Genomic DNA, 24,597 nt, shown 5'->3' with positions numbered 1-24,597 from the left:
TGCGTTGTCAGGCGAGGCCGATCACAGATGTTGCCCACCGTTGATCGGCAGCTCGGCTCCCGTGACGTAGCTCGCAGCATCTGAGCACAGGAAGAAGATGACCTTGGCCACCTCGTCGGGCGTTCCCACTCTGCGCAGCGGGATGGTTGGCACAAGACGCGCTTCGGTGTCGGGCGACAACATGTCTGTCCCGATTTCGCCGGGAGCGATCGCATTTACACGAATGCCGTGCGGCGCATAATCATGCGCCATTTCGCGTGTGAGACTTGCAAGCGCCGCCTTCGATGTCGCATAGGCACTTCCAGCAAACGGATGCACCTTCGATCCGGCTATCGAAGTCACATTGACGATCGATCCTGACCCAGCTCTCAGCTCGTCAAATAAGCCCTGCGCCAGCAGGATCGGAGCCACGAGATTGAGGTGGAAGACCCTCATCCATGTCTCGGTGGATGTCGTCAAGGACGTTAGCCGGTCCCCATTAGGTGTTTTGGGCGAAATCCCGGCATTATTCACCAGCGCATGCAAAACTCCGCCGCTTAGGCGTTTCTTCACTTCGCTCACCGCGCGCGGCAGCATTCGATGGTCGCTTAGGTCGATCTGGACATGATCCTCATTCCCTGATTCCCACGGGCAGCGCTCGCCGTCAAACGGCCGGCGCGCACAAGAAATGATACGCCAGCCAGCTTCTGAAAACAGCTTGGCGGTAGCGTGACCAATTCCGCGCGACGCTCCGGTTAGCAGCATCGCCTTCCGTTCTCCTCGATGCACGCCAGCTTTATCGACATGAAAAGGACAAGTCGAGTGCATCGCCGATGGTGCGGCTGGGATCAGATCGTCATTTGGCAGATCGAGACCCACGCCCACCTCCTCTCCTGTTGCGTGCTCGCGCACTCCAAGCAGGAATTGGGCCACCATGACCGAGGCAACGCGGCTCCGGCTTTGCGGCCTGGTGTCGCGCACCTGGAACAGTCTGGGCTCGCGAGACGTCGGGTTGTCTTTGCGACAATAGTGGCGCGTCACCGACGAAATGTCAGGAGTCCGCCCTCATCTGTGTCGCGAGCAAGACAGGTCCCGAGGCGTACGCAGAATCCTGAACGCACAATCGAAGGCGCCCACCGCGGGCGGAGTTTTGCGCAGCGCAACGATCGGTCCACGGAGCCAGGTCCGTCGCCGTACCTCGAGCGATCCAAAGCTGACGCAATCATCATCGCACGTCCGATTTTCCTGAGCGTGACTCTGACCTGTCGCTCACCGCCAATGCCCCTCCTTTGGGCTGTCTGTGAACAAGCACGCATCCTGGCTACTTTAGAACACCTCCAGAAGATCCCTGCAGCGAACCACCAAAGACGAACCGACTGAGTGGGTCTTGGCCCGAGACCTCCTTCGCTTGCAGCGTCTGCGTTCCGTCGACGGTCTCGCCCGGATGAAGCCCATTTTTTTAGCCGAACGGTACAATGCGGCCCGCGAATTAAATTTGGGGCCTCAGGGTCTAAACGATGGTCGGCCCCAGCAAGGCGCGACGAATTTCGGTAAATGTGAGCGAGGTGATGAACAAATGGTTTTCAAGCTGCGCCCCCATCCAAGCCGGGAGCGGTTCCGACAGGTGCCGCTTGAGAACATTGCTGATGATGTTATTGGCGAGAGCAACGCTCATCGGGTCGCCATTGTGCCCTCCTTCGCGACGCCGTCACGTCCAGATCAGCGGCGACGGCCGGCGAGCGACGGAACGCGATCGGGATGCCAACGGACTTCGGGCTCGCCGGAAACGCCGGTCACAGTGGTGTCGCCGATGCCAAGCTTCCAATCGTTCCACTTACGCGCAAGCGCTGTGACGAGGTCGTGGTCGGTCTGAAGGCCTTGAATCTCGAACTGTACGGCGTCCGCTTTGGTTAGCGCAGGTCAGCACTTTTCCCCCGCTTCCGCGGCGTACTAGGGGTGTTTAGTCCCAGGCTTTGATGGTGCATTCTTGTCGCACGATTCGAAGGATGCGCTATGGGACGGGTTTTATACGGCTGCGTCACCACGGCGGAGGCTGTCCGTCGAGCAATACAAAATAGTCAAGGGAGCCTGAGAGCACTCGCCAGGCGCTACGGGATCAACAAGACTGCCGCGAAGTGGAAGCAGCGCGAGACCGTCGCCGATCGTTCGACAGGGCCCGAAGGAAGCCAAGTCGACAGTCCTTTGCATCGAGGAGGAGGCGATCATCATCGCTTTCCGGCGGCATACGCCGCTGCCCCTCGACGATTGCCTCTATGCCCTGCAGCCGACCATCCCGGCATCTGACGCAGTCATCCCTGCATCGCTGTCTCCAGCGCCACGGCGTCAGCCGATTGCCGGAGGTTGAAGGTGGCAAGCCTTCGAAGAAAAAGGTCAAGACTTATCCGATCGGCTATTTCCACATCGAATCACTGGCTCCAGACCGCCGAAGGCAAGCTCTACCTCTACGTCGCAATCGATCGCACCAGTAAGTTCGCCTTCGTGCAACTGGTTAAGAAGACCGGAATGACCTCAGCCCTCGGCCTTCCTCGAAGCTCTGATCGTGGCTTTCCCCCACAGGATCCACACGGTGCTCACCGCCAATGGGATTTAGTTCATCTTCCCCCCGCGCTATGCGGACGGCCCAACGGCAAGGTACGTGACGCATATGTTCGATATGCATGCGAAGAGAACGGGATCGAACATCGGCAGACCAAGATCAAGCATCCCTGGGCCAATGGCCAGGTCGAGCGCATGAACCGCACCATCAAGGAAGCGCGACCGTCCAACGCTACCATTGCGATCGACACGATCAACTGGGAGCTCACCTTGCCGACTTCATCACAGCCTACAACTACGCGCGGCGGCTGAAGACCCTGAAGGGCCTCAAACCCTATGAATACATCTGCAAATGCTGGACTTCCCAGCCAGAACGATTCAAATTCAATCCGCTCCAGCAAATGCCGGGACTAAACACACTAGACCGTTGTCGTTCAATGACAGAAACAAACGCTTGCTGCGTCGTTGCCATTCTGGTCGTGGACAATCCCCGTTGAGGTTTCCTGAAGCTCATTCGCGCTGCGAGCAGATGACTTTGCGTGGGCCCGACGAGCCGCGTCTGCGCCGCAAGATACTGATCATGCCTCCGCAACTGCTCGTGCAGCAGAGCGTAATCGGCCGCGATATCGTCACCTGGCAAATCCGCGGCGCCGTCCACGAAGCCGGCATCGGCCAGGGCTTCCGGTACAAAGCCCCGATTTGAAATGTTTGACACCACAAATCGTGCGGTGTGGACGGAAAATCGAGCACAGATCCAGCACTGCGATGGATGTCTGGCCAGGGAGCCGTAGCAGTCGATAGTGACGTGGGTCATGGCATCTGCTCCTGCGCAATCGAAGCTCGCGCCCTCGGGGCGCTTGAGGCAGCGGACTCCTCCTTAACCGAGCCAGATTGCCCAGCGTCTAGCCCGCCACCGGCGCAGAGATAGCCGTGCAGTTCGCTAAGACAAGCATCGGCGCTCTTGAGTTCCCGCCGGGCCTGTGGGGCAATCGTGAGATTGGCGAGCTTATACACAGGATTGCGCTGCTCCATCAGGTCTGTGATCATCTCGTCCCGGTCTGCGGTTTGTATTTTCGGACGGTTGGTGTCGTGTCGCAGGTTGCGCCTGATCACGTCCTCGTTGGTATTAAGCCAGATCGAGACCGCTTTCTCGCCGACACGACGCCGGACTTCTTCGGTCATGAAGGCTCCACCACCGGTTGCGAGCACCAGCGGCCCCCGATCGAGCAGCCGGCTGATCTCATTCGCCTCGAGATCCCTGAAATGCGCCTCGCCGTCCTCCGCGAAAATCTTGGTTATGGACTTGCCAGCCTTCGCCTCGATCTCTTTATCGGAGTCGACGAACGTCAGCCCCAGCTGCTTTGCGAGTGCACGTCCCACACCGGATTTCCCGGCCCCCATCATACCAACGAGCACGATCGGGCGGTTGTCGAGGGCGCCAACAATCTCTGTTGCGCGAGGCGACCGCGCTGCGCGTGTCGGCCGGGCCACGTTCGACACACGAGCATGGCTAGCGCCAACGCTGTTGCCGGCTTCGGCTTCCCAATGGGGGATCTCTGTGGCCCCCTCGGGGATGACAACCTTGTTGCACGCCCGTCGCACGCGCTCCAGGAGTTGCTCGGCTATAGACTCATCCGGGGGCTCCTCGCTCCCTCGCTGCAGCCGTCTGAGCTTCTGCAGCTCCTTGTACGTGTCATGATTGTCGAGCTTGGCCTTGTAGCTGTCTGCCGTGTGAAACTCGAGCTCAAAACGGTAACCGCCAAGCGTGGCGAGCACTGTCTTGATGCCAGCGAAGGTCCGCGATCGCGTCCTGAACCAGTTAGTCGTGCTGACCTCGCTATACCCGCTCTCCTCGAACGCTAGAATGGCTTTCTTGAAGGCAGGTGTAAAATCCCTGTCAGAGAATTCGAAGACGTGCCGTACAGCGTTGTTGAAAAGCTGGACGCCGGCCTCAGAGCTGGCCTGGATTCCGGTGAGCTCGTCTGTCATTGAGCTTGGCGATCTAAGACGCTTAGCCAAATGGGGCATCTTCACCTCGATGCCGGCCCCCTTAAGGGCTTCGGCAACCGACATTGCCGTCCGCGTGATGTCCTTCTCTTCGGCTTGAGCGCGGGACGCCTCCATTTGGGCGCGCTGTGCCGCCGCCTCGCGAGTCAACGTGATTGTGGTGGCGACATCTTCGGCAGCAAGCGTTGGAGCCGAGGGTTCGCGCAGAATCCCCCGCTCGGCAGCAAGCTTGATCGAGGCTTGCATGACCGACGCCGCGAGCGTCGGATTGTCATTAAGATCCTCCAAGGCCGCATCGACATCGAAACGACCGTGGTTGAGGGTAGCCGCCAAGCTCTTGGTGTATGGAGCCGATTTTAACACCGGGTGTCTGTTGAAGCAGGCGCTGAAGGTGCCTGCTCTTGATCATAAAGGTGTAAACGCCAGTGTCGGATTTGTAGGCGTCAGTTCCGACCTTGGTGCCGATGCTCAGCAGATTTTTTGCACTTTGCACGAGGTCGTCCGGCATGTAACCATCCGGTCGGGGCTCGATGCGCGCAGGGTAACGATCGACCAGAAGCTGGACGCGGTCCCGTGGGTGAGTCGTTGCCGGATAGGTCTCGGCTAGCGGCGGAAACAGCTCGCAAAGCTCTTGGCTCATTGCGAGCTGTCTCTCACTCGCAGTGGCGGCTGTTTCGGGCAGGAGTTGAGGCGGAACTTGCTCGTCGAGACCAGCCGCCCACGCCTCGAGTTCGGTGAGAAGCAACTCGGCCGCCTCGAGCGCGACGGGATGGTGTGCCAGCTCAATGTCGTGCCGCGCCTTCTCGAGCTTGTCCCGGACGTCGTGAGCACTAACCTGTTCCTGCTCCAGCAGGCCGCGAATGTCTCGCTTGAGCTCTCGGTCAATGCCTTCGTACGTGCCGAATATGGCACGTTCGGCAAACCACTGCCGGGCTTCATCTGATTGAGCCAGAAAGCCTCGCTGCAGGCCGGTATAGGTTTCCAGAACGTTCCGCGTGGCGGCGAGAATCTGGCTGGCGCGACCGAAGTTATAGCAACCGTCCTCAATCGCCGGGGTATGGGATTTTGGCGGCTTGAGCGAGCGCAGGCCGCGAGCTTGCTCCTCTTGGTCGAATTGACTGACATGCTCGTAAAGCTGCGGCCGGTCGCCAATGATAATGGCCGTATCGCCATCGAAGTCGCCGTCGAGTTTCTTCTGTTCATCAGGCGGGATGGCAACCAGGGACCCCGGAGCGAAGATCTCAGTGGCCTGCAGGATTCCGATACAATCGAGCGAGCTGTCCGCCGTTACGCGGTCCTTGCCCTTGATCCAGCTCGAATGGCACTTGACGTCCTCGGCGGACATCACCAAGCCACGGTCGGCGAAGTCGGCTGGCCACATTTCATCCGGCACCACGATCAGAAGCCCCTTGGCAAAGAAAGTCGGATCATCGACTGCCAGCTCCTCCCCCGACTTCTGGGCGACGTTGAAGCTGTATTGTATGGTCACGCACTGATCGAGAAACGCCGCAGTCGGGTCCCCGTCCGCAGCTGACCTGACGCGATCGGGGGCGAACGGGCGGAGGTTGGGCTTGTCGTAGGGCGATCGCCCGATCAGCACGCCACCACCGGTCAATGTTTCGCTCTTGAGCCTCGGCACATGCAGACAGCCATCAGCGGATGGGACGGCGACGGCGCCCGGACCATTGATATTCGCGGCTGTTACGACGCGAAACAGCTCCTCCGACGTCATCTCTTGCTTTACCCGACTCTCAAGCCAGCTCATCGCCTTCCGCCGGGCCTCATCCGCTACTTGCTCGCTGCGCGGATAATGTTGCAAGGCCGACGCTGGCAAGGATGCTCTCCTTCCCTCGGCAAAGGCCTGCACGCGGTCAGGACCTTCCTGCTCGCCGGCGCGGCAAACAGCTGGCATAAGCTTGGCCAGCGAGGCCCGGATGAAGCCGCAGCCGTCGTGCGGTCGCAATGCAATGGGTCCGGCCGCCCCCCTCAGCTGGAAGGGATGCTCCTCGTTGGCAGGGCGGTCCGGCAGCAACACCAGTTTGAAGGCGCCTTCCAGCGCGGAGTCGTGGGGTGATAGACCTTTGATCGCCGGCGGCGCCGCAAAGCCTCTGCGCTGAGTATAATAATAGGCCTCTTTGAAAGGGGCCCACGCGCGCGACAGCTGCTCGAATGCTGTACCCGGCGCGGTTTCGGCATAGGGAATCGCCAGCAGCTTTCCCCCCGAAAGCTTTGCTTGCTCGTCTGGGGCGCGGGTCGCAATTTGAGACACAGTTAATCGTGGCGGCTTTAACTTGCTGCCGCCGAACAGGTCCATCCGGTATGGAATACCGTTTACATTTACCGTACGCGCCAGCATGAAGGCGCTCGGGGGTGCCGGCAATTGTACCGCGACGACGGGCAGGGCCCCCGAAGTCAGGCGATGGAAAATCGAGTACCGCGTCTCCGGCTCCGTGGCCAACGGCCGCCCATGCATGTCCACGACCGGCAACTGCATCAGTCCCGCCTCACCTTGCGGAGACCTCGGGGCGTGGTCCATGGCTCGCAATACCTGGTGCACGTCGAACACCGACGGAGGACGTTGCGCCTGGATCGCCGCCGCATCCTGCTCCATGAATAAGTCCAGCGCATCCACTGGACTGTCCGCCTCGATCTGCGCAATCAGATTCCAGCTCATGCTGGACAGATCGTCTTGAATCAGGTCGCGAGCGCCAGCCAGGATCTCTCTCGTGCCGCACTGCAGCTCTTTCTGCCTGATCCGTAAATCGGACCTGTCGCCCTCGACATAGGGTGACCTGAACAATCTCTCCAGCACCGCACGAGCCTTGAGCGTCTGATAGATCGATAAAGCGGGGCGGCGGCTCGCAATGGGCCCACGGCTCCGCTCCGCACCGCCCGCGTTCAGATGCGCCTTGATCTTTTGCTCGAGCAAGGGCTGAAGATCGTTAAGCACGTTGAGGGCCTGCCTGCGGTGCCAGCGCAGTGGCTTCTCTGGGCTGCGCGCGAGCGGCAGCAGAGCAGCACTCAGATTACCCATGGTTTCGAGGTTGTTCTCGGCGGCAAAACCAGGAGCTGAACGCAATTCAGAGAGCCGACTCAAGCCTGTCGGCGCGAGCAAACCGAGATCATCGAATAGGCCAGCCTTACCCAGAGCCTTGAAAATGTTCGTGATGTTCAGAACCTCAGCCTTCAAGAGGCGATCATCATACTGCAGGTAGTGGGCGAGCTTGTGCAACCGATCCTTCGGCAGAGCGGCATCCGTAATCTCCCCACTCTCCTCCGCCCTCCTGATCGTTCGGGACAGAGCGTTGGCGAGCATAGCCAGCTCAGGCGTGGTGAACACACCAAATCGCTGTGCTCCAGCCCCCAATTCGCGCGCGATGTCCATGATGGACTGACAGCACATCGCGTCAGGCCACTTGCTGAAGCCGTTCAGAAGGTGCACCACGTCCTGCGGAGAGAACTTAGAGCGCTGACGCTGACGGGTTTCCCCGGCGATTACTATCGTGGCTTTGCGACAATCCTCACTCTCTGGCCATTTGCTGAAGCCGTTCAACAGGTTTGCCAATCCCTGGGGGGCCAAATCAGAGAGTTCGGCGCGAAGGACCTCACGCGCGATCGCAAACGTGACCTCGCGACAGTCCCGCGCGTCGGGCCATTTGCTGAAGCCGTTCACCAGGTTCGACAGGCTTTGGTGCGTAAACTCTGAGAGTCTGGCGTGACGAAGGACCTTACGCGCGATCGCAAGCGTCGCGTCGCGGGAGTCCTGCGCGTCCGGCAATTTGCTGAAGCCGTTCACCAGCATCGCAAGGTCCTGACGGTCGAAATCAGAGAGTCCGAACTCACTGCGCGCGTCGCGGCGAACGACCTCACCCGCGATCGCAAGCGTGGCGTCGTCACAGTCCGGCGCGTCAGGCCACTTGCTGAAACCGTTCACCAGGTTCGCCAGCTCCTGCGGAGTAAAATCAGAGAACTGGGTAGCCCGGCTAACGACCTCGCGCACGATCGCAAGCGTAGCGTCACGACAATCCCGCGCGTCCGGCCATTTACTGAAGCCGTTCACAAGCATCGCCAGGTGCTGGTTGTCAGAATGCCGGGCGCCGCGGCGAAGGACCTCACCCCCGATCGCAAGCGTGGCGCCGCGCGAGTCCTGCCCGTCCGGCCATTTGGCGAACCCGTTGACCAGATTCGCCAGTTCCTGCGAGTTGAAATGGAAGAGCTCGGCGCGGCGAATGACCTCACGTGCGATCGCAAACGTGGCATCGCGACACTTCGGCTCGTCCCGCCACTTGCAGAAGCCGTTCACCAGGTTAGCCAGATTCTGGTGAGTGAATTTAGAGAGCCGGGCATGGCGGTCCCGGCGAAGGACCTCACTCGCGATCGCCAAAGTCGCCTCGCCCGACTCCGTCCCGTCCGGCCACTTGCTCAAGCCGTTCACAAGATTCGCCAGTATCTCCGTGGCAAAATCGGATAGTCCGAACTCACCGCGGACGGCGCGGTGAACGACCTCAGACGCGATCGCAAAACTGCCCTCGCGACAGAGGCGCGCGTCCGGCCATTTGCTGAACCCGTTCACAAGCATCCCCAAATGTTTCTGATCAAAATCAGAGAGCTCGCAGCTGTGGCCGGCACGACGGACCACGCGGGCAATAGCTTCCGTGCCTTCACGAGTTTCCGCCTCGCGCGTCCACTTGCTGAAACCGTTCACCAGCAGCGAGATATTTTGGCTATTCGTCGCGCCAAGTACCTTGGGTTCATCACGACAAAACTCGGCAATTCTGATGACTCCATTGCGGCATGTCTTCGACTGCTGATGCCGACCGAATGCTGCCGCGAACAGCGAAAGAGCAGCGGGCTTAAGTTCGCGCAGTAACGAATTGGAAAGCTGCGACACCCGAGATGCCACCGCTTTGCAAGCTTCGAGGCCTTCCTGACCGCCGGCCTCGCGGCTCACAACGTTGCATGCCGTGGCGTAGCCCCAGGATTCCCCGCGGCGGATATCATCCTCGAAGTGGGTGACAAATTGGCTCCTGAACTGGGCGGCAGCCTTTTGCACAAAGACCGCACGGATCTTCTCGTCCTCCCGCTGCAGCCGCTTGTCATTTTCCACCACTGCACGTGAAAATTCGACAATGTCGCGAGCGAAATAAATGGCGTCCAGAGCGGCGTTACATTGCTGTTGTGAAATCGCAGCTTGCGCGCCCTGCGGGGCGACAAAATCCAGGCGCCGCCGTTTTGGCCCTGCCTCGAGGTCCGATACAGATTGCCTGTACGAGGAAGAGGCACCTCGTGAACTCCTGGACTGATCGGCACAGCGGCTCTCGGCACCGGAACGCGACGAACTTTCTTCCCAATTTGGCGCGCCGCGATGCGCCAAATACCGCAAAGCTGGCTCGTCGACATGCGTATTCACGGAAGGTTCGGTTGACGTACGGCGTTGGGCATCGCTGGCCGAAGTCGGCCTTCCAGCCGAGCCCGCAGCCAGGTCCTGATTTTCAGAGCTCAAACCCTGCAAGATAGAACTGAACTTCGAGCGATCGTTTCCGCCGCCAAGATCTGCTTCAGGACCGGACCAGTCCATGTCTGATCCGCGGGCTTCGTTCGCTCTCCAGTCGGCTCTCGTCAAAATCAATCTCCCATGCGAGCTAGAATGCGCGATTGCGGCGGTGGCATAGAGGCCCTCAGTGCCGGCCTCAACGACTTTTGTTTCAGCGCGGAGCTCCTTGGCCGCGTCGACAGGACGTCACTCGCCACAAAACTGACGCGCGAGTCAGCTTTGTACGATATTTCTAGGGGTGCCGAAGATATGCCCTGCACCTGACGTAAATCTGACTAGCGCGGGATTCAACGGAGTAGTTGCATTGGATTACCAGCCTTTGATCGCAGCGGCCGGACCGAACGTACACTGATCGCCTCACCCCGCGGGTACGCTTTGACGATCCTTCCTGAGAGAGCCTCCAACGTGCCGCAGGCGAATTTGAACATGCTTTTGCCGGAAGCCACATCCTCGGCCTCCTGCTTGCGGATGTATTCCCTGATCACCACTTCGTTTCGACCGACGGTCGAGACGAGGTATCCAAGTGCTGCCCTACGAGATTGCGCTTCCTCTCTCCATTGACCCGCGCCAGGTGGATAGCGCTCTTGCCCTTGATGTACCCGATCACTTGCGACACCGCATATTTGGGTGGGATCGAAATCATCATGTGAACATGATCGGGCATCAAATGCCCCTCTTCGACCTTGCACTCTTTCTGCATGGCCAATCTGCGGAACACCTCCCCGAGATGCAGCCTCAACTCGCCGTACAGCGTCTTCCTGCGACACTTGGGAATGAAGACCACGTGATATTTGCACTCCCATTTGCTGTGGCTTAGACTCTCGTAATCATCCATCGCGAAACTCCTTCTCGTGCGCGTGGTGGCTCACGAGGCGCGAGCTTCGTCGATGGACGACTGCCTGAAATGTCACACTTCTGCTCCCTCCCCGGCAGAGCCGGGGGCCTCCCTTGGTAGGCTAGCGCCGACTGCGTCGACTGTCCCGAGTAGCGATGGCGGCGGGAATATGGGGTGGCCATTGTCCGACGTCAGGATCAATGAGATTGACGAGGCTCGCGCGAAGCGATGACGAAGAACGGTTGCACTTTCTTGAGCGCGACGGAGCCGCTCTTCACCGTGTTCGAGTGCCGCGGTCCCTATTTGGCTGTTCGCGGCTGGTGTCCTTTAATGGAACCTCGCCGCCAGGAGCTACTTTGGCAACAATTCTGCGCGCGGAGAAAAAGTGATAGTACTTCTCGATACAAAGAGCGACCAGTAGATCAATCAGGCGAGCCACGACTTTCATAGCGTCACAAGCTCTTGGGACGCTTCTTCAATCAAGATTAGCCGGCCCGGATCGTTCAGGTCGAATTCTACCACGCGTGGCGCAAACAGGCGGGCATAGCGCGTGAATGCGCTCGTCGGGGGAAAACGAATTGCAGTGTCGCACCTCGCAAGAAGATACATTTCGATAAGAGCGGAAAAGCCGCCCGCGGCTCCGAGCGCGCCACTGTGCAATGGTCCGGCTTGAGGCGCCTGGAAACTCTTGGGAACCGTGAAGACATCAGGAAATATCGCCGAGATCTCTTCGAGGACGACCGCACTGTCCGTGCAAAGGAACACTCTCGCAGGTTTTGCGTGCGGCAACGCTTTGGCCATTTCGACGGCATTGCAGACCTGTCGCAGGGCCCGCTCCGGATCGGTCCAATAAGGGGTATGCCCCATAATGTCCTCGCCGTTGCCATGTCGAACATGCACGCCGATCATGCTGTATGGCTCAAACTGCTCGCGGTAGATCGCATCAATCCTGGCCTGAATCTCAGATCGTGGTTTGATGGTCCGAAAAATTTCTCGTTCTGCTCCTTGATCGCAGCGCCACATCAGGCAAGCGTCACATACAACTGTATTGGCTTCACTATCCTGCTGACTTTGAAACAATTGATCGAGCTCGTCACGTTCCCGGAAAATCTGCTCGTCCGGCCGATAGACGCAGTCGATCGATGGCTTGTTCCACCAAGCCGGGAAAAATGGTCCCGGAAACGAGCACTGATTGATCTGGTCGTCGCAAATCACCCGCACACCCGCAATGTCTTGAATTGGTTCGAAGAACACGGGGAAGGCATTGATGAACGGTTGGTGGAGATAACAGGATCCACGCCAATCGATCACCAGGGTCCGCTCGGTCCGCTGTGCAAAACGCCAAGCTGCCGCCAGCGACCACAGGCAGTCGCCGAATCCGGTACGTCGTCGCGAGACAATGAACCGATCGCTCCTCGAGCTGCCAAGCATCTGCACTACCTCATTCCGGGCTTCGGGTTGGGCCAGAGACGTCCTAAGGGACGCTAAACGTTTTGTCCTGTCCGAGGCCATGCTCGGCGATCGAAGCGCTGGCGATGTCCTTCGGTAGAATTTCATAGCAGCGATTATCCCTGGTGTCGCCAGCACTCATTCGCACCCGCTCTGGTGACAGGACCGTAAACGGATGTAGGGCGCGCCATAGCGCGTCTGAGGTGGTCACGTGACACTGCTTCAATCGATTTTTTCCCGACGCTGCACTTCTCAACGCAGCAAGCGGCGCCGAAACAGCGCTGTCGACACGAAGAAGGGCAAGACGGCGTACAGACAAAGCGCCCCGATGTGCAGTGCAATGCCGCCGGCGTCGTGCTCAAGCATCACTGGGCGAATAAGGTCGATCGAATGCGCGAGCGGCAACAAGCCAGCCAGACTCTGTACTGAGCCGGGCAGTTGGCTGGTCGGGAAGACGACGCCACATAAAAACACCATCGGTGTGAGGAAGAGTGTCTGGTAAAAGACGAAATAGTCGTAGGTCGGAGCAAGAGATATGACGACCATGGCCAGGCTCGCGAAGACAACACCGGTAAGAGCGACGGTTGGAATAGCGCAAAAAATCGAAAGCCAGGATGCATAACCAAGCGTGGCGGCGACGATCCCGATTGTTGTTCCGGCCAGAACGGACTTGCTGGCCGCCCACACCAACTCACCGAGAACGATATCGCCAAGCGTAAGCTGTGTGGATAGAATGGCCTCCCAAGTACGCTTTGCATCCATGCGCGCGAAAGCCGCGTACATTGTTTCAAAGGTAGCGGAAGTCATGGCGCTGGTCGCGACCATGCCCGCCGCTAAAAATGCGATGTACGAAGTCCCATCAACCGGCCCGACAATCAGTCCAAGGCCAAAGCCAAGACCGAACAGATTGGTCATGGGATCTGCGAGATTGCCGAGAATAGCGGCAAGTGCGACTTTCCTCCACGCTAGGAAGTTTCGCCGCCACACCGCGAGCCAGTTGTAAGCGTTGGCTGGCATCATCGTCGCATAACTTTCGGCCATCGCTCACTTCTCCATCTCGCGTCCGGTCAGGCGCAAAAATACGTCCTCGAGATTCGGCGGCCGCTGCAGAATGCGCAGACCCACTCGCCCCCGCAGTTGGACACGAACCTGCTCCGGATACGGCGCATAGCAAAAGAGTGTCTCTCCACTGACCTCGACGTGCCGTGCATAGGGTCTGACCAGGTTGCATAGCTCGTGTGGATCGCCGCCATAGACTTCAATTACGTTGCAACCAATATGCTCATCGATCAGTGCGTCCGGTTTGCCTTCAGCGATCTTGCGTCCACTCTCAAGCACACACAAGCGGTCGCATAGGCGTTCGGCTTCTTCCATGAAGTGGGTGGTCACCAGGATCGTCTTGCCACGCGCCAGCAGAACTCGCAGACGCTCCCAGATCAGATGACGTGCGTGCGGATCCAGACCAGTCGTCGGCTCGTCCATTACGAGCAGATGCGGGTCATTTATTAGCGCACGTGCCAAGGTCAATCGCCGCTTCATGCCACCTGACAGTTCTGAGACCCGTGCGTCCGCCTTGGTTTCGAGCCGCGCGAACTCGAGCAGTGATGGTATGGCGGCCTCGATCTTGCGGGCGCTCATGCCGAAATAGCGACCAAACACCAGCAGATTCTCGCGTACGGTAAACTCAAGCTCAAGGTTGTCGAACTGCGGTACGACACCGATCCGCATGCGTGCGACACGAGCGCGCGCCGGTACAGGTTCATTGAGTACCATGATCTTGCCTGCGTCCGGCGAGATCATGCCGAGGAGCATACGGGCGATCGTGCTCTTGCCGGCTCCATTTGGCCCGAGCAGACCAAAGCACTCTCCGCGGGCAACCGAGAACGACAGTTCATCGACGATAATTCTGCCGCCAAAAGACTTTCCGACGCCGGCAAGTTCGATTGCTACCGTGGACATGCTCATTTTAGGCCGACTGGAGCCGTTTAGCCGGCGGTTGCTTCCTTACGACGGGCTTGGTCCAGAGCTGGCCGTCGCACCACACATGCTCAACGCGCCCCCATTGACAGGCCGCGGCGGCGTCCGGAAAGAATCCACGCCCGTTCAGGTTCGCGCTCGTGTTGCAGAGCAGCGGAAGCCCCGTAAGGCGCTCGAATTCGACGAGAAGCTCAGCGACTTTGTGTGGAGAGCTGCGGGAGATTGTCTGCAGCCGCGCCGAACCGTCCAGATGGATGACAGCGGGGATCTTGTCGCACCATTCCGCCCTGGTCTGATGATCGAACAGCATGTAGGGGTCCGGCGTACCTGGGTTGAATATCTCTGGCGCGCGATCCTCCAAGCAGATCGGCGCCACCGGTCGGAAGTGTTCACGACACTTAATGTCGTTGAGATGATCCTTCATCGCCGGTGACGTCGGAGCCGCCAGAATACTTCTGCCGCCCAACGCTCGCGGACCCAGCTCGGCACGCCCGGACATGAACACTACCGGCTTGTTGTCGGCGAGAATGGCGGCAAGCTCACGCAGACTGCACGGATCGGCCTCCCATTCCGACACCCCCTCGGTGGCCTGCAGAGCCGGACCGCTGTAAACAGACCATTCCAACGGTCCAAACCCATTTCGTGCCGCCATCGCCGCGCAAGCAGCACCTATTGCCGAGCCACTGTCATTCGGGAAAGGCGGTACCCACACCTCATCGAACAGGCCCGTCGCGCGAAGCGCACTATTCCACTTGATGTTGAGACCGCACCCACCTGCCACACATAGATTTCGCGCGCCCGGAAGAGAGGAGTGCTGCAACAGAACCATCGCGATTTCCCGAACCAGAAGACGTTCCAGGAACATATGGAACGAGGCAAGGATGTCCTCCGCTCGTTTGCCCGTAAGGCGCAATGCGCTTGCCTCGAAAAACTCGTGCGTGGCTGCAAGTAATGCTTCCGGATTGTGGATGTCCGCGCGGTAGCGACGAGCCTGCTCCGTGTCCGCGGCGAAGCGCTTTTCGTAGAGTTCTTGAAAAACTGCGACAACGCCTTCGTCGACAGAGCCAAGCGCGATGTACGCCATCAGCTTGCCGGCGATACCCAAATCCCAACTGGTGCGGCTCGGCTGCCTGTAAGGCCCGAAGTGAAGGCCGGCGGCAGCATAGACCTGACCAATCATGGGAAACAGGGATCCCACGAGCCGCGCGCCGCGAGGTTCGACATAGTAAAGGCGGGGAAAGATGGAGCCGTCCCATACCAGACAGAACGCGGGTTTTCCGGTACTGGCAAAGGGGCTGGTGCTATAGGCTGACGCAACGTGGCCCGTGACGTGCGGGTAACTTTTATAGGGAAAGACCTTGTCGCCGAGGATCAGGCCAAAGCCTTCGACGGAATCAAGAAGGCCCTCAGCATGACGCTCGACATATGGCCCGCCTTTCAGCGTGATCGGCACCGCCCCACTAAGGACCTGGAACCGCGACTCGATCTCTCCATCCCAGCCATCGATGACGAACTGATCAATGTCTCGCGGATCAAGACCATGCTCCGCCAATGCACGCACGACCTCATCGAGGTTGTCGATGGATTGATAGCGTGGGTTGTTGCCGCGCTTTTCCTGCTCGGTGCAGAAGACGAGCCGCCCGTCCTCGACGAGAGCAATTGCGCCGTCATGTGTTAATTTGATGCCGCAGATGCGCATACGATCCCCTGATCTAATGACCGGCAATTGAGTGTTTTAACGACTGCCCGGACTTCCGGAACAGAACGAGTAAGCAGTCTTCGTTGACCGACGTGGTTTGGCAGTGCAGACGCTCCACCTCCAACAGGCTCTCCTTGAAGAGAGAGATCACCGTCTCGGCACCAGCGGCATGACCCCAGTGTCGACAGGTGGCATCACGCGCGGACCCGAACACCAGAGCGCCGTCTGGGGCAAGCATGCTCACCAGGTTGCGGACCGCCGCGTGCATCTCCGAAACGTCATTGAGATAGTAGAGAACCTCGGCGACGACGATCAGATCGAACTTCTCTGTAGTCGAAAACTGCTGAATATTGCGGGTTATCCAATTTATATGTGACCGATGCCCGGTCCGCAGGCGCGCTCGTTCGATCGCCTGCGGCATGACGTCGACCACCGTTAGGCGATGGCAACGCGGTGCAAGCATTTCCGTGAATGCCCCGGCTGCGCATCCGACTTCGAGGGCATGCTCGACACCCCCATTGCAAAACGACATCCGGAGCATTTGCGCGTACCGTTCCTGCTCGAACGCACTGCTGTCGAGATGCCATGGGTCATCCACAGCGAGCTCGCGTTCCAGTAATTGATGGTTCTTGTACACAGTCATGCGCCGATCGACCTACTTATACGCGCTCGATCGTTTCCGACCGCAAATGCCCTCCGGCGCCGCCAAGCGCGATGGACGGTGAGAAACCGCCGGCTTCGGAATTGTGCCAGAAGCCGCCCCTGTAGCCACAGGACCTGCTGCACTGTTCGGCACCGGCATGACCGCCTGCTCATCTCCTTCAGTTGGCTCGTTGACGATCGTGCGCGACAGCCAATCGCTGTTGCTCAATGTACAAAGGGCATACGCTTTGAGTGGCAGTAAAAGAAAGATGTTTATCGGTGTGTGGAGCGAGAAGCCGAGAAATCGCAATTCTCTCGCCCGAAGTGCAGCTACACTGCACCGAACCATCGTCATCGCCGCAATTGTCAAGCCTGTCCACCAGGGTACAGATCCGCCGACTGCAAGCTCGGCAAGCGCCGCCAGTGCTGAAAGGGCGAGTAGCAGTGGGCCAAGATTCTGCCCGACAACGTCCAGTGTGAGGTAGCCATCGAGTTCCGGCAGCAGACGCAATGCGAGAAACGTATCGCGAAAGGTGCTGCGCGCCCAGCGCAGCTGCTGACGCAGGTATGGCCCGAGAGTGTCAGGGACAACCGTTGCCGCAACCGCGTCCGGAACATACTCGGTTCGAAATCCCGCCTTGAGCATGAGAATCGTCAGATGGCGATCTTCGCCGAAATCACTCGGCTTGCCGCGAAAGAATTGCGTTTCGTATTGATCAAGCAGCAGGGCAAGAGCAGAGCGACGATACATCGCACATGGACCGCAGCAGCACATGACCGCACCGAACCGAGCTTGCGCCGCGCGCTCTTCGTTGCACGCCAACCAGTATTCCATGTCGATCAGGCTGGTCAGCCATGTATCGTTGCGATTGCTCGCTACCAACTGGCCCATCGCGGCACCAATGTCGGGGTCCCGCATCTTCGCCGCAAGCTTGGTGACTACGTCGGCGGCCAGTATCGTATCCGAATCGACGTTAAGCACCAAGTCACCGGACGAGCCGCGTATTGCGGCGATCTGCGCTTTGCGCTTGCCAACATTCCTGGCAAGCAAGATGATGCGGAAGCGCGCATCGTTGGCATAGATCTTGTGTACAGGCCCCACAACATCGCGATTTGCCGAGCCGTCGTCGACCACATAGACCCGCAGCTCTCCTTCGTAGTCTTGCCTGGCGAGCGACTCCAAACACTGGGCGAGCGTGTCCGGCTTCTCGTTGAAGCAAGGCACGATAATATCCACACTTGGCAGAGCCTGCGCGGATTGTCCCAGATCGTTTCGCAACGATGGGGCATTCCCCCGCCGCGCATACAGCGCTTGCGTGCTTTTGTAGATGGTCGAGAGCAGCGCGTAAGACGAAACCGCGACGGCGCTGGTTGTAGCGAGCAGGTCCATAGGGTGCCAGTTGTTGTTCAGTGAAGCTGAGGGAGCGGGCGGATCACGAAGCCGCGACGTTGTAGTGCTGGAACCAGGTAAGCGAGCGCTCTAACCGTCTGATCTCGCCGAGTTGCATCAGCGCACGGCCCGTCCTCATCAGGAGGATATCCGTCGTGCAGGAGAACAATTGAACCCGGTCGAACGGCTCCGAGTACCGAAGTTACAATTCTGTCCACCCCGGGCTGGGACCAATCTCTCGGATCGACCGACCAGTGCACAGCCGTAAGGCCAGCCTGCGCCGACGTGGCGAGCACCTCTTCGGTCCATTTACCGTATGGGGCCCGCATGTGCCTGGGCGCGGCCTGCCGACATGCCGAACGAATCGCCTCGCTGGCCATTAGCACCTCACCGCGCACCTGAGCCGGCTCGCATCTGGACAGATCCGGATGCGTCATCGTGTGGTTCGCCACCTCGTGGCCTTGCGCGATCATCCGCCGAATGAGCTCGGGCTGCTCGGCCGCGTAGGTACCGATCACAAAGAACGTCGCTGGCACCCGATGTTGCGTCAACACATCGAGAACCTCTGGCGTGCAGAATGGATTTGGCCCATCGTCAAAGGTCAAGTAGACAGGAAAGCTTCCGCTCACATCGGCGTAGTCGCAAGGAACGGCAGACACGGGGACAAGCTCTTTCACAGCTCGGGCCCGTTCCGATCGATCATCGTGCCGGCGGGCCACTCGCCGATCGCGCTTTGAACCGGGAACACCACCACGATCACCTCTTCGATGCGGATCGGCGACAAATTGGGATAGACATCCGGATGCGTGGAGCGGACGCGAAGGCCCGACATGAGGGTCGCGAGGCCCTGTCTTTGCACCAGTCGGGTAAGATGCTTCTCAAGCGCGGGCCGGACCGTCCCGAAGCCGAACGGGACTCCAAGTTCGTGCAGGATAGGATACATCACCCGCAGCGCGTGGCTGATTCCCAGTCCCTCGAGATCCGGCCGCACGGCATACAGCCCAAGTTCAGCCACGAGTAGATCGACTGCACCGATCTTGATGAAGCGGCGCAGTAGTCCGACGTGAGCAGCTACACCATGGGCGTCGCGACCAATCACGCGGACCTCAGGCCTGGCGCCCGCCCAACTTCTGTTGCCTTCAAATGGCTGCGCATTGAAAGCACCGGTCGGCCCGTAACTCTTGCGAAAAAATTCGGCGAGCTCGGCATGCTCGGTAAGCCGCAGCTCGTTTTCCCAGCGAACGCTCCAATGAACTTGAGTGCGCGCAGAAGGCGCTTCCGCGGTCCGAGATGCGACAATGTTCATGGCAGGCTTTCCTACGCGAGTCATTTCAAGAGCGGGCTCAGTCACGCAAACTCACTCACCGGACGCAGATCGATCGAGAAATGCGCCGTCGCGTTTTGTTGGATGCCGGTTCTCCTTTGCGCCCGGCGCCGGGGCAGATCGCCTGGGGGTGGCACCTTTGTGTGCGATCAGCTGATCGCGCCGTTGAGGTTTGTCATCCCGACCGAATGCTGTGCCGAAGGTGTACGGACGGGGCGATTTGATCGTGCAGATGTTATCTGCACCATGGAGCCCTTTCGCCTCGTCTACGGCGGCCGTCGGCGCTTTGCCGCTAGTGACCGGACCATCGATGCGGACCACCTCGTTGAGGGAGCGTCCCAATGACACCAGATCACCTTGGTTCTCATGCATCTTCGACACGCCCCGAATGCGATTGACAGTCAAGCCAATGGACTGTCGTCAGATCTATTTGGCATTCGCAATCTGCGCTTGCCTCTGTGTTGCGACACTAGGTCGATGCTGATCCGGCCCTCAAGTGTACGCGGGTAAACCGCCGATATGGAAAGGGTTGGAATGCACATACGAAGGTTTACCGAGCGCATCGCGTTACGTCGAATGCGCGGGTCGCGCCGGTCAAGACCGACGCAACACGTACGCATTCACTTTGAATTGCAGCCCAAGGCGTCGACAGCAGCCGCTCGCGTTCAAGGACTTTCCGAGAGCCCGCGCAGCGACCAACAGCCATTGTGGTGTTCCGATTATTTTCCAAACTGATGTTTGCTATCCAACAACCCGCAGTTTGGTAAAATCGATTGTTTCGATAGAATGCATCCACACGATGGATAGACTCAAAAGATGCGATTCAAGGGACTCGATCTAAACCTGCTTGTTGCGCTCGATGCTCTGATGACCGAGCGCAACCTCACAGCAGCGGCGCGCAAGATAAACCTGAGCCAGCCCGCTATGAGCGCGGCAATCGCGCGGCTGCGCACCTACTTCGGCGATGAACTTTTCACGATGCGCGGTCGAGAGCTCGTCCCGACACCGGGCGCGGAAGCGCTCGCGGGTCCCGTTAGCGAGGCCCTGTTGCACATTCAAATTTCGATTATTTCGCGAGATTCGTTCGACCCTGCTCAGTCCAGCCGTCGCTTCAGGGTCATTCTCTCCGATTTCATGACAATCGTCTTTTTTCGACGAATTATGGACCGTATCGCACAGGAAGCCCCGGCTGTGCGCTTTGAATTGCTGCCCTTTTCGGATGAGCCCGACGAGTTGCTCCGCCGGGGCGAGGTCGACTTTCTCATTCTGCCGGAGTTGTTTATGTCGAGCGCTCATCCCAAGGCGACGCTGTTCGACGAGACTCTCGTATGCGTGGGATGCCGCACGAACAAGCAGCTGTCACGCCAACTGACATTCGAAAAATACCTTTCGATGGGTCACGTTACGGCCAAATTCGGACGGGCGCTGAGGCCCAACCTGGAAGAATGGTTTTTGCTTGAACACGGCCTAAAGAGACGAATCGAGGTGGTAGTGCAAGGCTTTAGCCTTATCCCACCCATAATATTGGACACCCGCCGTATCGGCACGATGCCTTTGCGACTCGCTAGGCACTTCGAAAAGCGGATGCCCGTGCGGATCGTCGCACCACCCTTGCCTCTGCCCACATTCACCGAAGCATTGCAATGGCCTGCGTTCCACAACACCGACCCAGCGAGTGTTTGGATGAGGCGAATATTGTTGGAAGAGGCGTCCAACATCGCATCGGGGCATCTCGAGACATCTACTCGCAGGCGATGTTAAGTTCAGCATAAGGCGATTCCGGCCGTGTCTCGAGTATGGCGGCACGCCATTAATTCTCCGCCGACGCTTTCCATTTTTCGACGCGCGATGTTGCAGACGCCTGACGTTAGATGACGAAGCGCTCCGAGGGCTTGGCAGGTTGAGCGCGTAATGTTCCGGCTGAGGTTGGGATACCTGCGGTACAGGTCAACGGACGTCCAGCGTTGCTGCTGGTACATAATCCTTATTGGTGCGCAAATGTCCCGCACGTCCAATTATTCGCTTGAATCCCACGCTGCGTGAGGTTGTAGGCTGCGCGCCTTGGCTCGCGCTGCGTTAAGCGGCGGTCGACCGGGCGCACAGCCGAACGCACGGCTTTGGCGGAACACTTGGACTGGTGCCAATAGTTAACGACCGGGTCTTGTTACGAGGTTCGCCGGAGCGGCGAGCCTATTAGCTTAGGGCTTGTAACGGCCTCCGGCTCCTGATGTCCGCCAACGGCCGAACTGTCCATTGTTGCGATGATTCCGCGACCTTCCTCTCGCGATCGCAAGGTGGGACGAAACCGATTCGGACGAGCTGGTGAGACCGTCCCAGACGTGGCCGCGGCCGGCCGTTTATACATCGCAAGCCCGTTTGCGCCGGACAAGAAGATATGCGTTTCAAAGGACTGGATCTAAATCTTCTCGTGGCGCTCGATGCTCTAATGACCGAGCGCAGCCTGACTGCAGCGGCAGGTAAGATCAGCCTTAGCCAGCCGGCCATGAGTGCAGCCGTCGCCCGACTGCGCTCCTATTTTGGTGACGAGTTGTTTGCAATGAGAGGACGGACACTTGTCCTGACCCCACGCGCGGAGGGACTCGCCGCTCCGGTTCGTGAGGCGCTGATGCACATTCAGCACTCGATTATCGCGCGGGAGGCCTTCGACCCTGCCCGATCGAACCGGCGGTTCAGGATCTGCCTGTCAGATTTCATAACCGTCGTATTCTTCCGCCACGTCGTGGAGCGCGTCGCGCGAGAAGCACCCAATGTCAGATTCGAGCTGGTGACGCTCACTGATGAGCACGATGAACTGCTTCGGCGCGGCGAGGTCGATTTTGTCATCCTGCCGGAACTATTCATGTCCGGTACGCACCCCAGAGCGGCCTTGTTCGAGGAGAGCCTCGTTTGCGTGGGCTGCCACACGAACAGTCACCTACTGAGGCGGTTGACATTTGATCGGTATATGTCGATGGGCCACGTTGCGGTCAAGCTCGGCGGCACACGCAAGACCTTCGTCGAGGATTCCTTGTTGCTCGATCTCGGCCTCAATCGGCGCATCGATATTCTTGTGCAGAGCTTCAGCATGATCCCGCCCCTGCTAGTGGGCACAGGCCGCATAGGGACCATACCCTTAAGGCTCGCAAAGCATTTTCAAAGAACCGCGCCGCTCCGGATTGCCACGCTTCCCCAGCCATTCCCCACCTTCACCGAGGCAGTCCAATGGCCAGTCCTGAATAACAGCGACCCAGAAAGCATCTGGCTGCGGGAGATATTGCTGCAGGAGGCAGCTCGTATGGCAACTGCGCGTGAAGAGGTATTCAGCATTAGCCGTTCGGAGCAAGCAGATGATGCCGGCAGCTTCGCAGGATCGGTCTCGCCGTGAGCGTAAGGACGTTGGCAAAGGTGAGTGAACCCGGCACCCGGACCGTATCGCAACGCGTGCAATTTCGGATCGTCTCGCTCGAACTCGTTGTCTCTCGTCAAAGCTCCTCATAGTTGGCGACCGTCACAAGCCCGAGGCCGTCCTTCTCGCACCGGCGACGGGCTCGACGTAAAGCGGTCGCTCGAGCATTAGCCCGGCTTTGAGAGACAGAGAGGCCGCTACGTGCCCGCGCCAAAGCTACGCTGGCGCATTGCAAGCCCGGCTTGCGGCCGCGCCGCTCTTGTGACGGCAGGATCGGCTCGGCGGCTAATCGCATCAACACGGCGAATCGGTCGCGGCGCTCGCAATGAGCCGACGGTTCGGACTCGTCGGAGACCCAGCACCACGACAGCGAACGCAGTGCCGATTGATTGTGCATATGAATGTTGGACTCGCTCCGTCCAAGCAAGGCATCGCACGTGCGTGTTGCTCTGTCGCATCACTCTGGAGCGCATCGCATCTTCGTCTCTCTACGCCGCCGGTCTGACTTCTTTTGGCCGCACCTCGGCCAAACGTCTTGACGAGGTGCGCTATGCCGACGCAATGACGAACAAGGAGCCGTACGTTGGAGCAATACAGTGGAGTATTCGATCCCGAAGAGCTTTCTGTCTTGGGAAGTCTTTTTGACAGGGCAGTCTCCGCGCTGCCGCCATCAATGCGAACTCCGGAAAATCGAACGGCGATCGCCAAACTCATCCTGGAGCGTACAGCGGCCGGCAATACCCAGCTGACATGCTTAACGAACCTGTTGATCACCATTTCCCCTCAGGGTTGATCGCGCGCCGTTCTAAGGATAGTCACCACACCTGCGCTGGAATGGAAGACGATCCAGCTAGAGCTTTGAAATAGCTTGAATCCAACGTGACGTCAGGTTGTAGGCTTTGAAATTGAACAACATGAGCAAAGCTACACCAAGACGGCGTCGATGGCGCATTGGCGAACTTGCGGAAGCGACCGGAGTGACGGTACGCACGCTGCATCATTATGAACACACCGGCCTGTTAGCCGCTTCAGAGCGCACGGACGGCGGCCATCGGATGTACGACCGCGAAAGCGTCCAGCGGGTTCATCAGATCCGGGCGCTACGCGAGCTCGGCTTCTCCCTTTACGAGATCCGTAAAGCTATGGAGGGAACGACTTCACTGACCGACCTATTGCGCAAGCATTTGGAGCGTATAGAGCTTCAAGTTGCTCGAGCAACGCTGTTGCGAGATCGATTGCGCAACATGACGACCGACAGTGACGTTCAGGTCAGCGTGGATGAGCTACCTGCCACCTTGGACGCCATGTCGCGGGTTGAGACACGTAGTCAAACATCCCGATGCACATGCAAGTTGGCTGCAGAACGCGAAGAGCGATGGCGACGCATTCGGGACGACCTCCGCGATTGTATGGATAGAGGCGAACACCCTTGCGGCGAGCGCGCGAAAGCTGTCGCGATTGCCGCGCGCCTGCTGATCGGCGAAATCGCTGGAGCGGATTCTCGGGTTTCGACGATCCTGAAGGTCCTTGCACGCCTAAGCGCCCCACGCAGTTTGGCTGGTTGGGATCCCTGCCTCATGCAATATCTCGATCTTGCCCTCACCGGCCTGGAGGATCAGCCATACTGAGATCACAAGGCGGCTTCGGACGGCTTGACCAGTCCGCTTGGCCGGCTCGATCGTCATGGCGGTTCGGCGTGATCCGACGGCTTTGATGCCCGGCGGCAGCTTTACCAATCACCGGTCAGATTTTCTGCGAGGTCTCAACGATCCGCCGCTT

Annotated in this window: 18 protein-coding genes and 2 pseudogenes; 6 read left to right on the top strand and 14 right to left on the bottom strand. The window is 59.0% G+C overall.

The annotated features are described in order from the left end of the window. Positions 1 to 21 precede the first annotated feature (21 nt). Positions 22 to 858, bottom strand: a complete 837-nt coding sequence (locus ACVMIH_RS38835) for an SDR family NAD(P)-dependent oxidoreductase (RefSeq protein ID WP_375166498.1) — start codon at positions 856 to 858, stop codon at positions 22 to 24. 631 nt (positions 859 to 1,489) lie between these two features. Continuing rightward, positions 1,490 to 1,654, bottom strand: coding sequence for a PIN domain-containing protein (locus tag ACVMIH_RS38830; RefSeq protein ID WP_143271014.1), 165 nt, complete (start codon positions 1,652 to 1,654; stop codon positions 1,490 to 1,492). A 338-nt stretch (positions 1,655 to 1,992) separates the two neighbouring features. On the opposite strand from ACVMIH_RS38830, the pseudogene ACVMIH_RS38825 reads away from it, so the two are divergent. Next, positions 1,993 to 3,032 (top strand): annotated as a pseudogene (locus tag ACVMIH_RS38825) (IS481 family transposase). Next, positions 3,029 to 3,238, top strand: a complete 210-nt coding sequence (locus ACVMIH_RS38820) for a hypothetical protein (RefSeq protein WP_456865827.1) — start codon at positions 3,029 to 3,031, stop codon at positions 3,236 to 3,238. The pseudogene ACVMIH_RS38825 and the gene ACVMIH_RS38820 overlap by 4 nt, the downstream one beginning before the upstream one ends. A gap of 107 nt (positions 3,239 to 3,345) precedes the next feature. On the opposite strand, the gene ACVMIH_RS38815 is transcribed toward ACVMIH_RS38820, so the two are convergent. From ACVMIH_RS38815 to ACVMIH_RS38760, 12 genes and pseudogenes are all read right to left on the bottom strand, one after another. Beyond that, positions 3,346 to 4,875, bottom strand: a complete 1,530-nt coding sequence (locus ACVMIH_RS38815; protein WP_456865824.1) for a shikimate kinase — start codon at positions 4,873 to 4,875, stop codon at positions 3,346 to 3,348. Continuing rightward, positions 4,817 to 10,120 (bottom strand): hypothetical protein, encoded by a 5,304-nt coding sequence (locus ACVMIH_RS38810; RefSeq protein WP_456865821.1) that lies wholly within the window; start codon positions 10,118 to 10,120, stop codon positions 4,817 to 4,819. The genes ACVMIH_RS38815 and ACVMIH_RS38810 overlap by 59 nt, the downstream gene beginning before the upstream one ends. 422 nt (positions 10,121 to 10,542) lie before the next feature. Next, positions 10,543 to 10,931 (bottom strand): annotated as a pseudogene (gene tnpA / locus ACVMIH_RS38805) (IS200/IS605 family transposase); the annotation flags it as partial. Positions 10,932 to 11,375: 444 nt separating this feature from the next. Beyond that, on the bottom strand, positions 11,376 to 12,488 hold the full coding sequence (locus tag ACVMIH_RS38800; protein WP_456827078.1) for a nodulation protein NodZ: 1,113 nt from the start codon (positions 12,486 to 12,488) through the stop codon (positions 11,376 to 11,378). 144 nt (positions 12,489 to 12,632) lie between these two features. Further along, a complete protein-coding gene (locus ACVMIH_RS38795; RefSeq protein ID WP_456865819.1) occupies positions 12,633 to 13,421 on the bottom strand; it encodes an ABC transporter permease in 789 nt (262 codons plus the stop codon). A gap of 3 nt (positions 13,422 to 13,424) precedes the next feature. Further along, positions 13,425 to 14,345 carry a nodulation factor ABC transporter ATP-binding protein NodI gene (nodI, locus tag ACVMIH_RS38790; protein WP_456865816.1) on the bottom strand — a complete coding sequence of 307 codons (921 nt, stop codon included), beginning with the start codon at positions 14,343 to 14,345 and terminating at the stop codon, positions 13,425 to 13,427. Position 14,346: 1 nt separating this feature from the next. Next, positions 14,347 to 16,056 (bottom strand): nodulation protein NodU, encoded by a 1,710-nt coding sequence (nodU, locus tag ACVMIH_RS38785; RefSeq protein ID WP_456865814.1) that lies wholly within the window; start codon positions 16,054 to 16,056, stop codon positions 14,347 to 14,349. 13 nt (positions 16,057 to 16,069) lie between these two features. Further along, a complete protein-coding gene (gene nodS / locus ACVMIH_RS38780) occupies positions 16,070 to 16,699 on the bottom strand; it encodes a nodulation methyltransferase NodS (RefSeq protein ID WP_456865811.1) in 630 nt (209 codons plus the stop codon). A 12-nt stretch (positions 16,700 to 16,711) separates the two neighbouring features. Beyond that, complete coding sequence (nodC, locus tag ACVMIH_RS38775; RefSeq protein WP_456865809.1) at positions 16,712 to 18,088, bottom strand: chitooligosaccharide synthase NodC; 1,377 nt, start codon at positions 18,086 to 18,088, stop codon at positions 16,712 to 16,714. Between the two features lie 17 nt (positions 18,089 to 18,105). Then, positions 18,106 to 18,765: a chitooligosaccharide deacetylase NodB gene (nodB, locus tag ACVMIH_RS38770; protein ID WP_456865806.1), complete on the bottom strand. Its 660-nt coding sequence runs from the start codon at positions 18,763 to 18,765 to the stop codon at positions 18,106 to 18,108. Next, positions 18,762 to 19,394 carry a NodA family N-acyltransferase gene (locus ACVMIH_RS38765; RefSeq protein WP_456865804.1) on the bottom strand — a complete coding sequence of 211 codons (633 nt, stop codon included), beginning with the start codon at positions 19,392 to 19,394 and terminating at the stop codon, positions 18,762 to 18,764. Before ACVMIH_RS38765 ends, nodB begins: the two co-directional genes overlap by 4 nt. A 51-nt stretch (positions 19,395 to 19,445) precedes the next feature. Beyond that, positions 19,446 to 19,784, bottom strand: a complete 339-nt coding sequence (locus tag ACVMIH_RS38760; RefSeq protein WP_456865801.1) for a hypothetical protein — start codon at positions 19,782 to 19,784, stop codon at positions 19,446 to 19,448. A 444-nt stretch (positions 19,785 to 20,228) separates the two neighbouring features. Between ACVMIH_RS38760 and nodD1 the strand changes: the two genes are divergently transcribed. From nodD1 to ACVMIH_RS38740, 4 genes are all read left to right on the top strand, one after another. Beyond that, the gene (gene nodD1, locus ACVMIH_RS38755; RefSeq protein WP_456865798.1) at positions 20,229 to 21,173 is read left to right on the top strand and encodes a transcriptional regulator NodD1; all 945 of its coding nucleotides are present in this window, start codon (positions 20,229 to 20,231) and stop codon (positions 21,171 to 21,173) included. A gap of 634 nt (positions 21,174 to 21,807) precedes the next feature. Beyond that, on the top strand, positions 21,808 to 22,797 hold the full coding sequence (locus ACVMIH_RS38750; protein ID WP_456865796.1) for a LysR family transcriptional regulator: 990 nt from the start codon (positions 21,808 to 21,810) through the stop codon (positions 22,795 to 22,797). Between the two features lie 604 nt (positions 22,798 to 23,401). Further along, positions 23,402 to 23,611 carry a hypothetical protein gene (locus ACVMIH_RS38745; RefSeq protein WP_456827067.1) on the top strand — a complete coding sequence of 70 codons (210 nt, stop codon included), beginning with the start codon at positions 23,402 to 23,404 and terminating at the stop codon, positions 23,609 to 23,611. 121 nt (positions 23,612 to 23,732) lie between these two features. Continuing rightward, complete coding sequence (locus ACVMIH_RS38740; RefSeq protein ID WP_253626023.1) at positions 23,733 to 24,446, top strand: MerR family transcriptional regulator; 714 nt, start codon at positions 23,733 to 23,735, stop codon at positions 24,444 to 24,446. Positions 24,447 to 24,597: the final 151 nt, after the last annotated feature.

It is taken from the genome of Bradyrhizobium sp. USDA 4503 (assembly GCF_054055815.1).
The sequence above is the reverse complement of the archived record's forward strand: the minus strand, read 5'-3'. Positions and strand labels throughout refer to the sequence as shown.

What these genes read in the sequence shown, in the direction of transcription:
- ACVMIH_RS38830 (WP_143271014.1), bottom strand. Translation starts at nt 1,654, where the DNA reads ATGAGCGTTGCTCTCGCCAATAACATCATCAGCAATGTTCTCAAGCGG.
- ACVMIH_RS38810 (WP_456865821.1), bottom strand. Translation starts at nt 10,120, where the DNA reads ATGGACTGGTCCGGTCCTGAAGCAGATCTTGGCGGCGGAAACGATCGC.
- ACVMIH_RS38800 (WP_456827078.1), bottom strand. Translation starts at nt 12,488, where the DNA reads ATGAAATTCTACCGAAGGACATCGCCAGCGCTTCGATCGCCGAGCATG.
- ACVMIH_RS38795 (WP_456865819.1), bottom strand. Translation starts at nt 13,421, where the DNA reads ATGGCCGAAAGTTATGCGACGATGATGCCAGCCAACGCTTACAACTGG.
- nodI (WP_456865816.1), bottom strand. Translation starts at nt 14,345, where the DNA reads ATGAGCATGTCCACGGTAGCAATCGAACTTGCCGGCGTCGGAAAGTCT.
- nodU (WP_456865814.1), bottom strand. Translation starts at nt 16,056, where the DNA reads ATGCGCATCTGCGGCATCAAATTAACACATGACGGCGCAATTGCTCTC.
- nodS (WP_456865811.1), bottom strand. Translation starts at nt 16,699, where the DNA reads ATGACTGTGTACAAGAACCATCAATTACTGGAACGCGAGCTCGCTGTG.
- nodC (WP_456865809.1), bottom strand. Translation starts at nt 18,088, where the DNA reads ATGGACCTGCTCGCTACAACCAGCGCCGTCGCGGTTTCGTCTTACGCG.
- ACVMIH_RS38765 (WP_456865804.1), bottom strand. Translation starts at nt 19,394, where the DNA reads ATGAACATTGTCGCATCTCGGACCGCGGAAGCGCCTTCTGCGCGCACT.
- ACVMIH_RS38760 (WP_456865801.1), bottom strand. Translation starts at nt 19,784, where the DNA reads ATGCATGAGAACCAAGGTGATCTGGTGTCATTGGGACGCTCCCTCAAC.
- nodD1 (WP_456865798.1), top strand. Translation starts at nt 20,229, where the DNA reads ATGCGATTCAAGGGACTCGATCTAAACCTGCTTGTTGCGCTCGATGCT.
- ACVMIH_RS38750 (WP_456865796.1), top strand. Translation starts at nt 21,808, where the DNA reads ATGCGTTTCAAAGGACTGGATCTAAATCTTCTCGTGGCGCTCGATGCT.
- ACVMIH_RS38740 (WP_253626023.1), top strand. Translation starts at nt 23,733, where the DNA reads ATGAGCAAAGCTACACCAAGACGGCGTCGATGGCGCATTGGCGAACTT.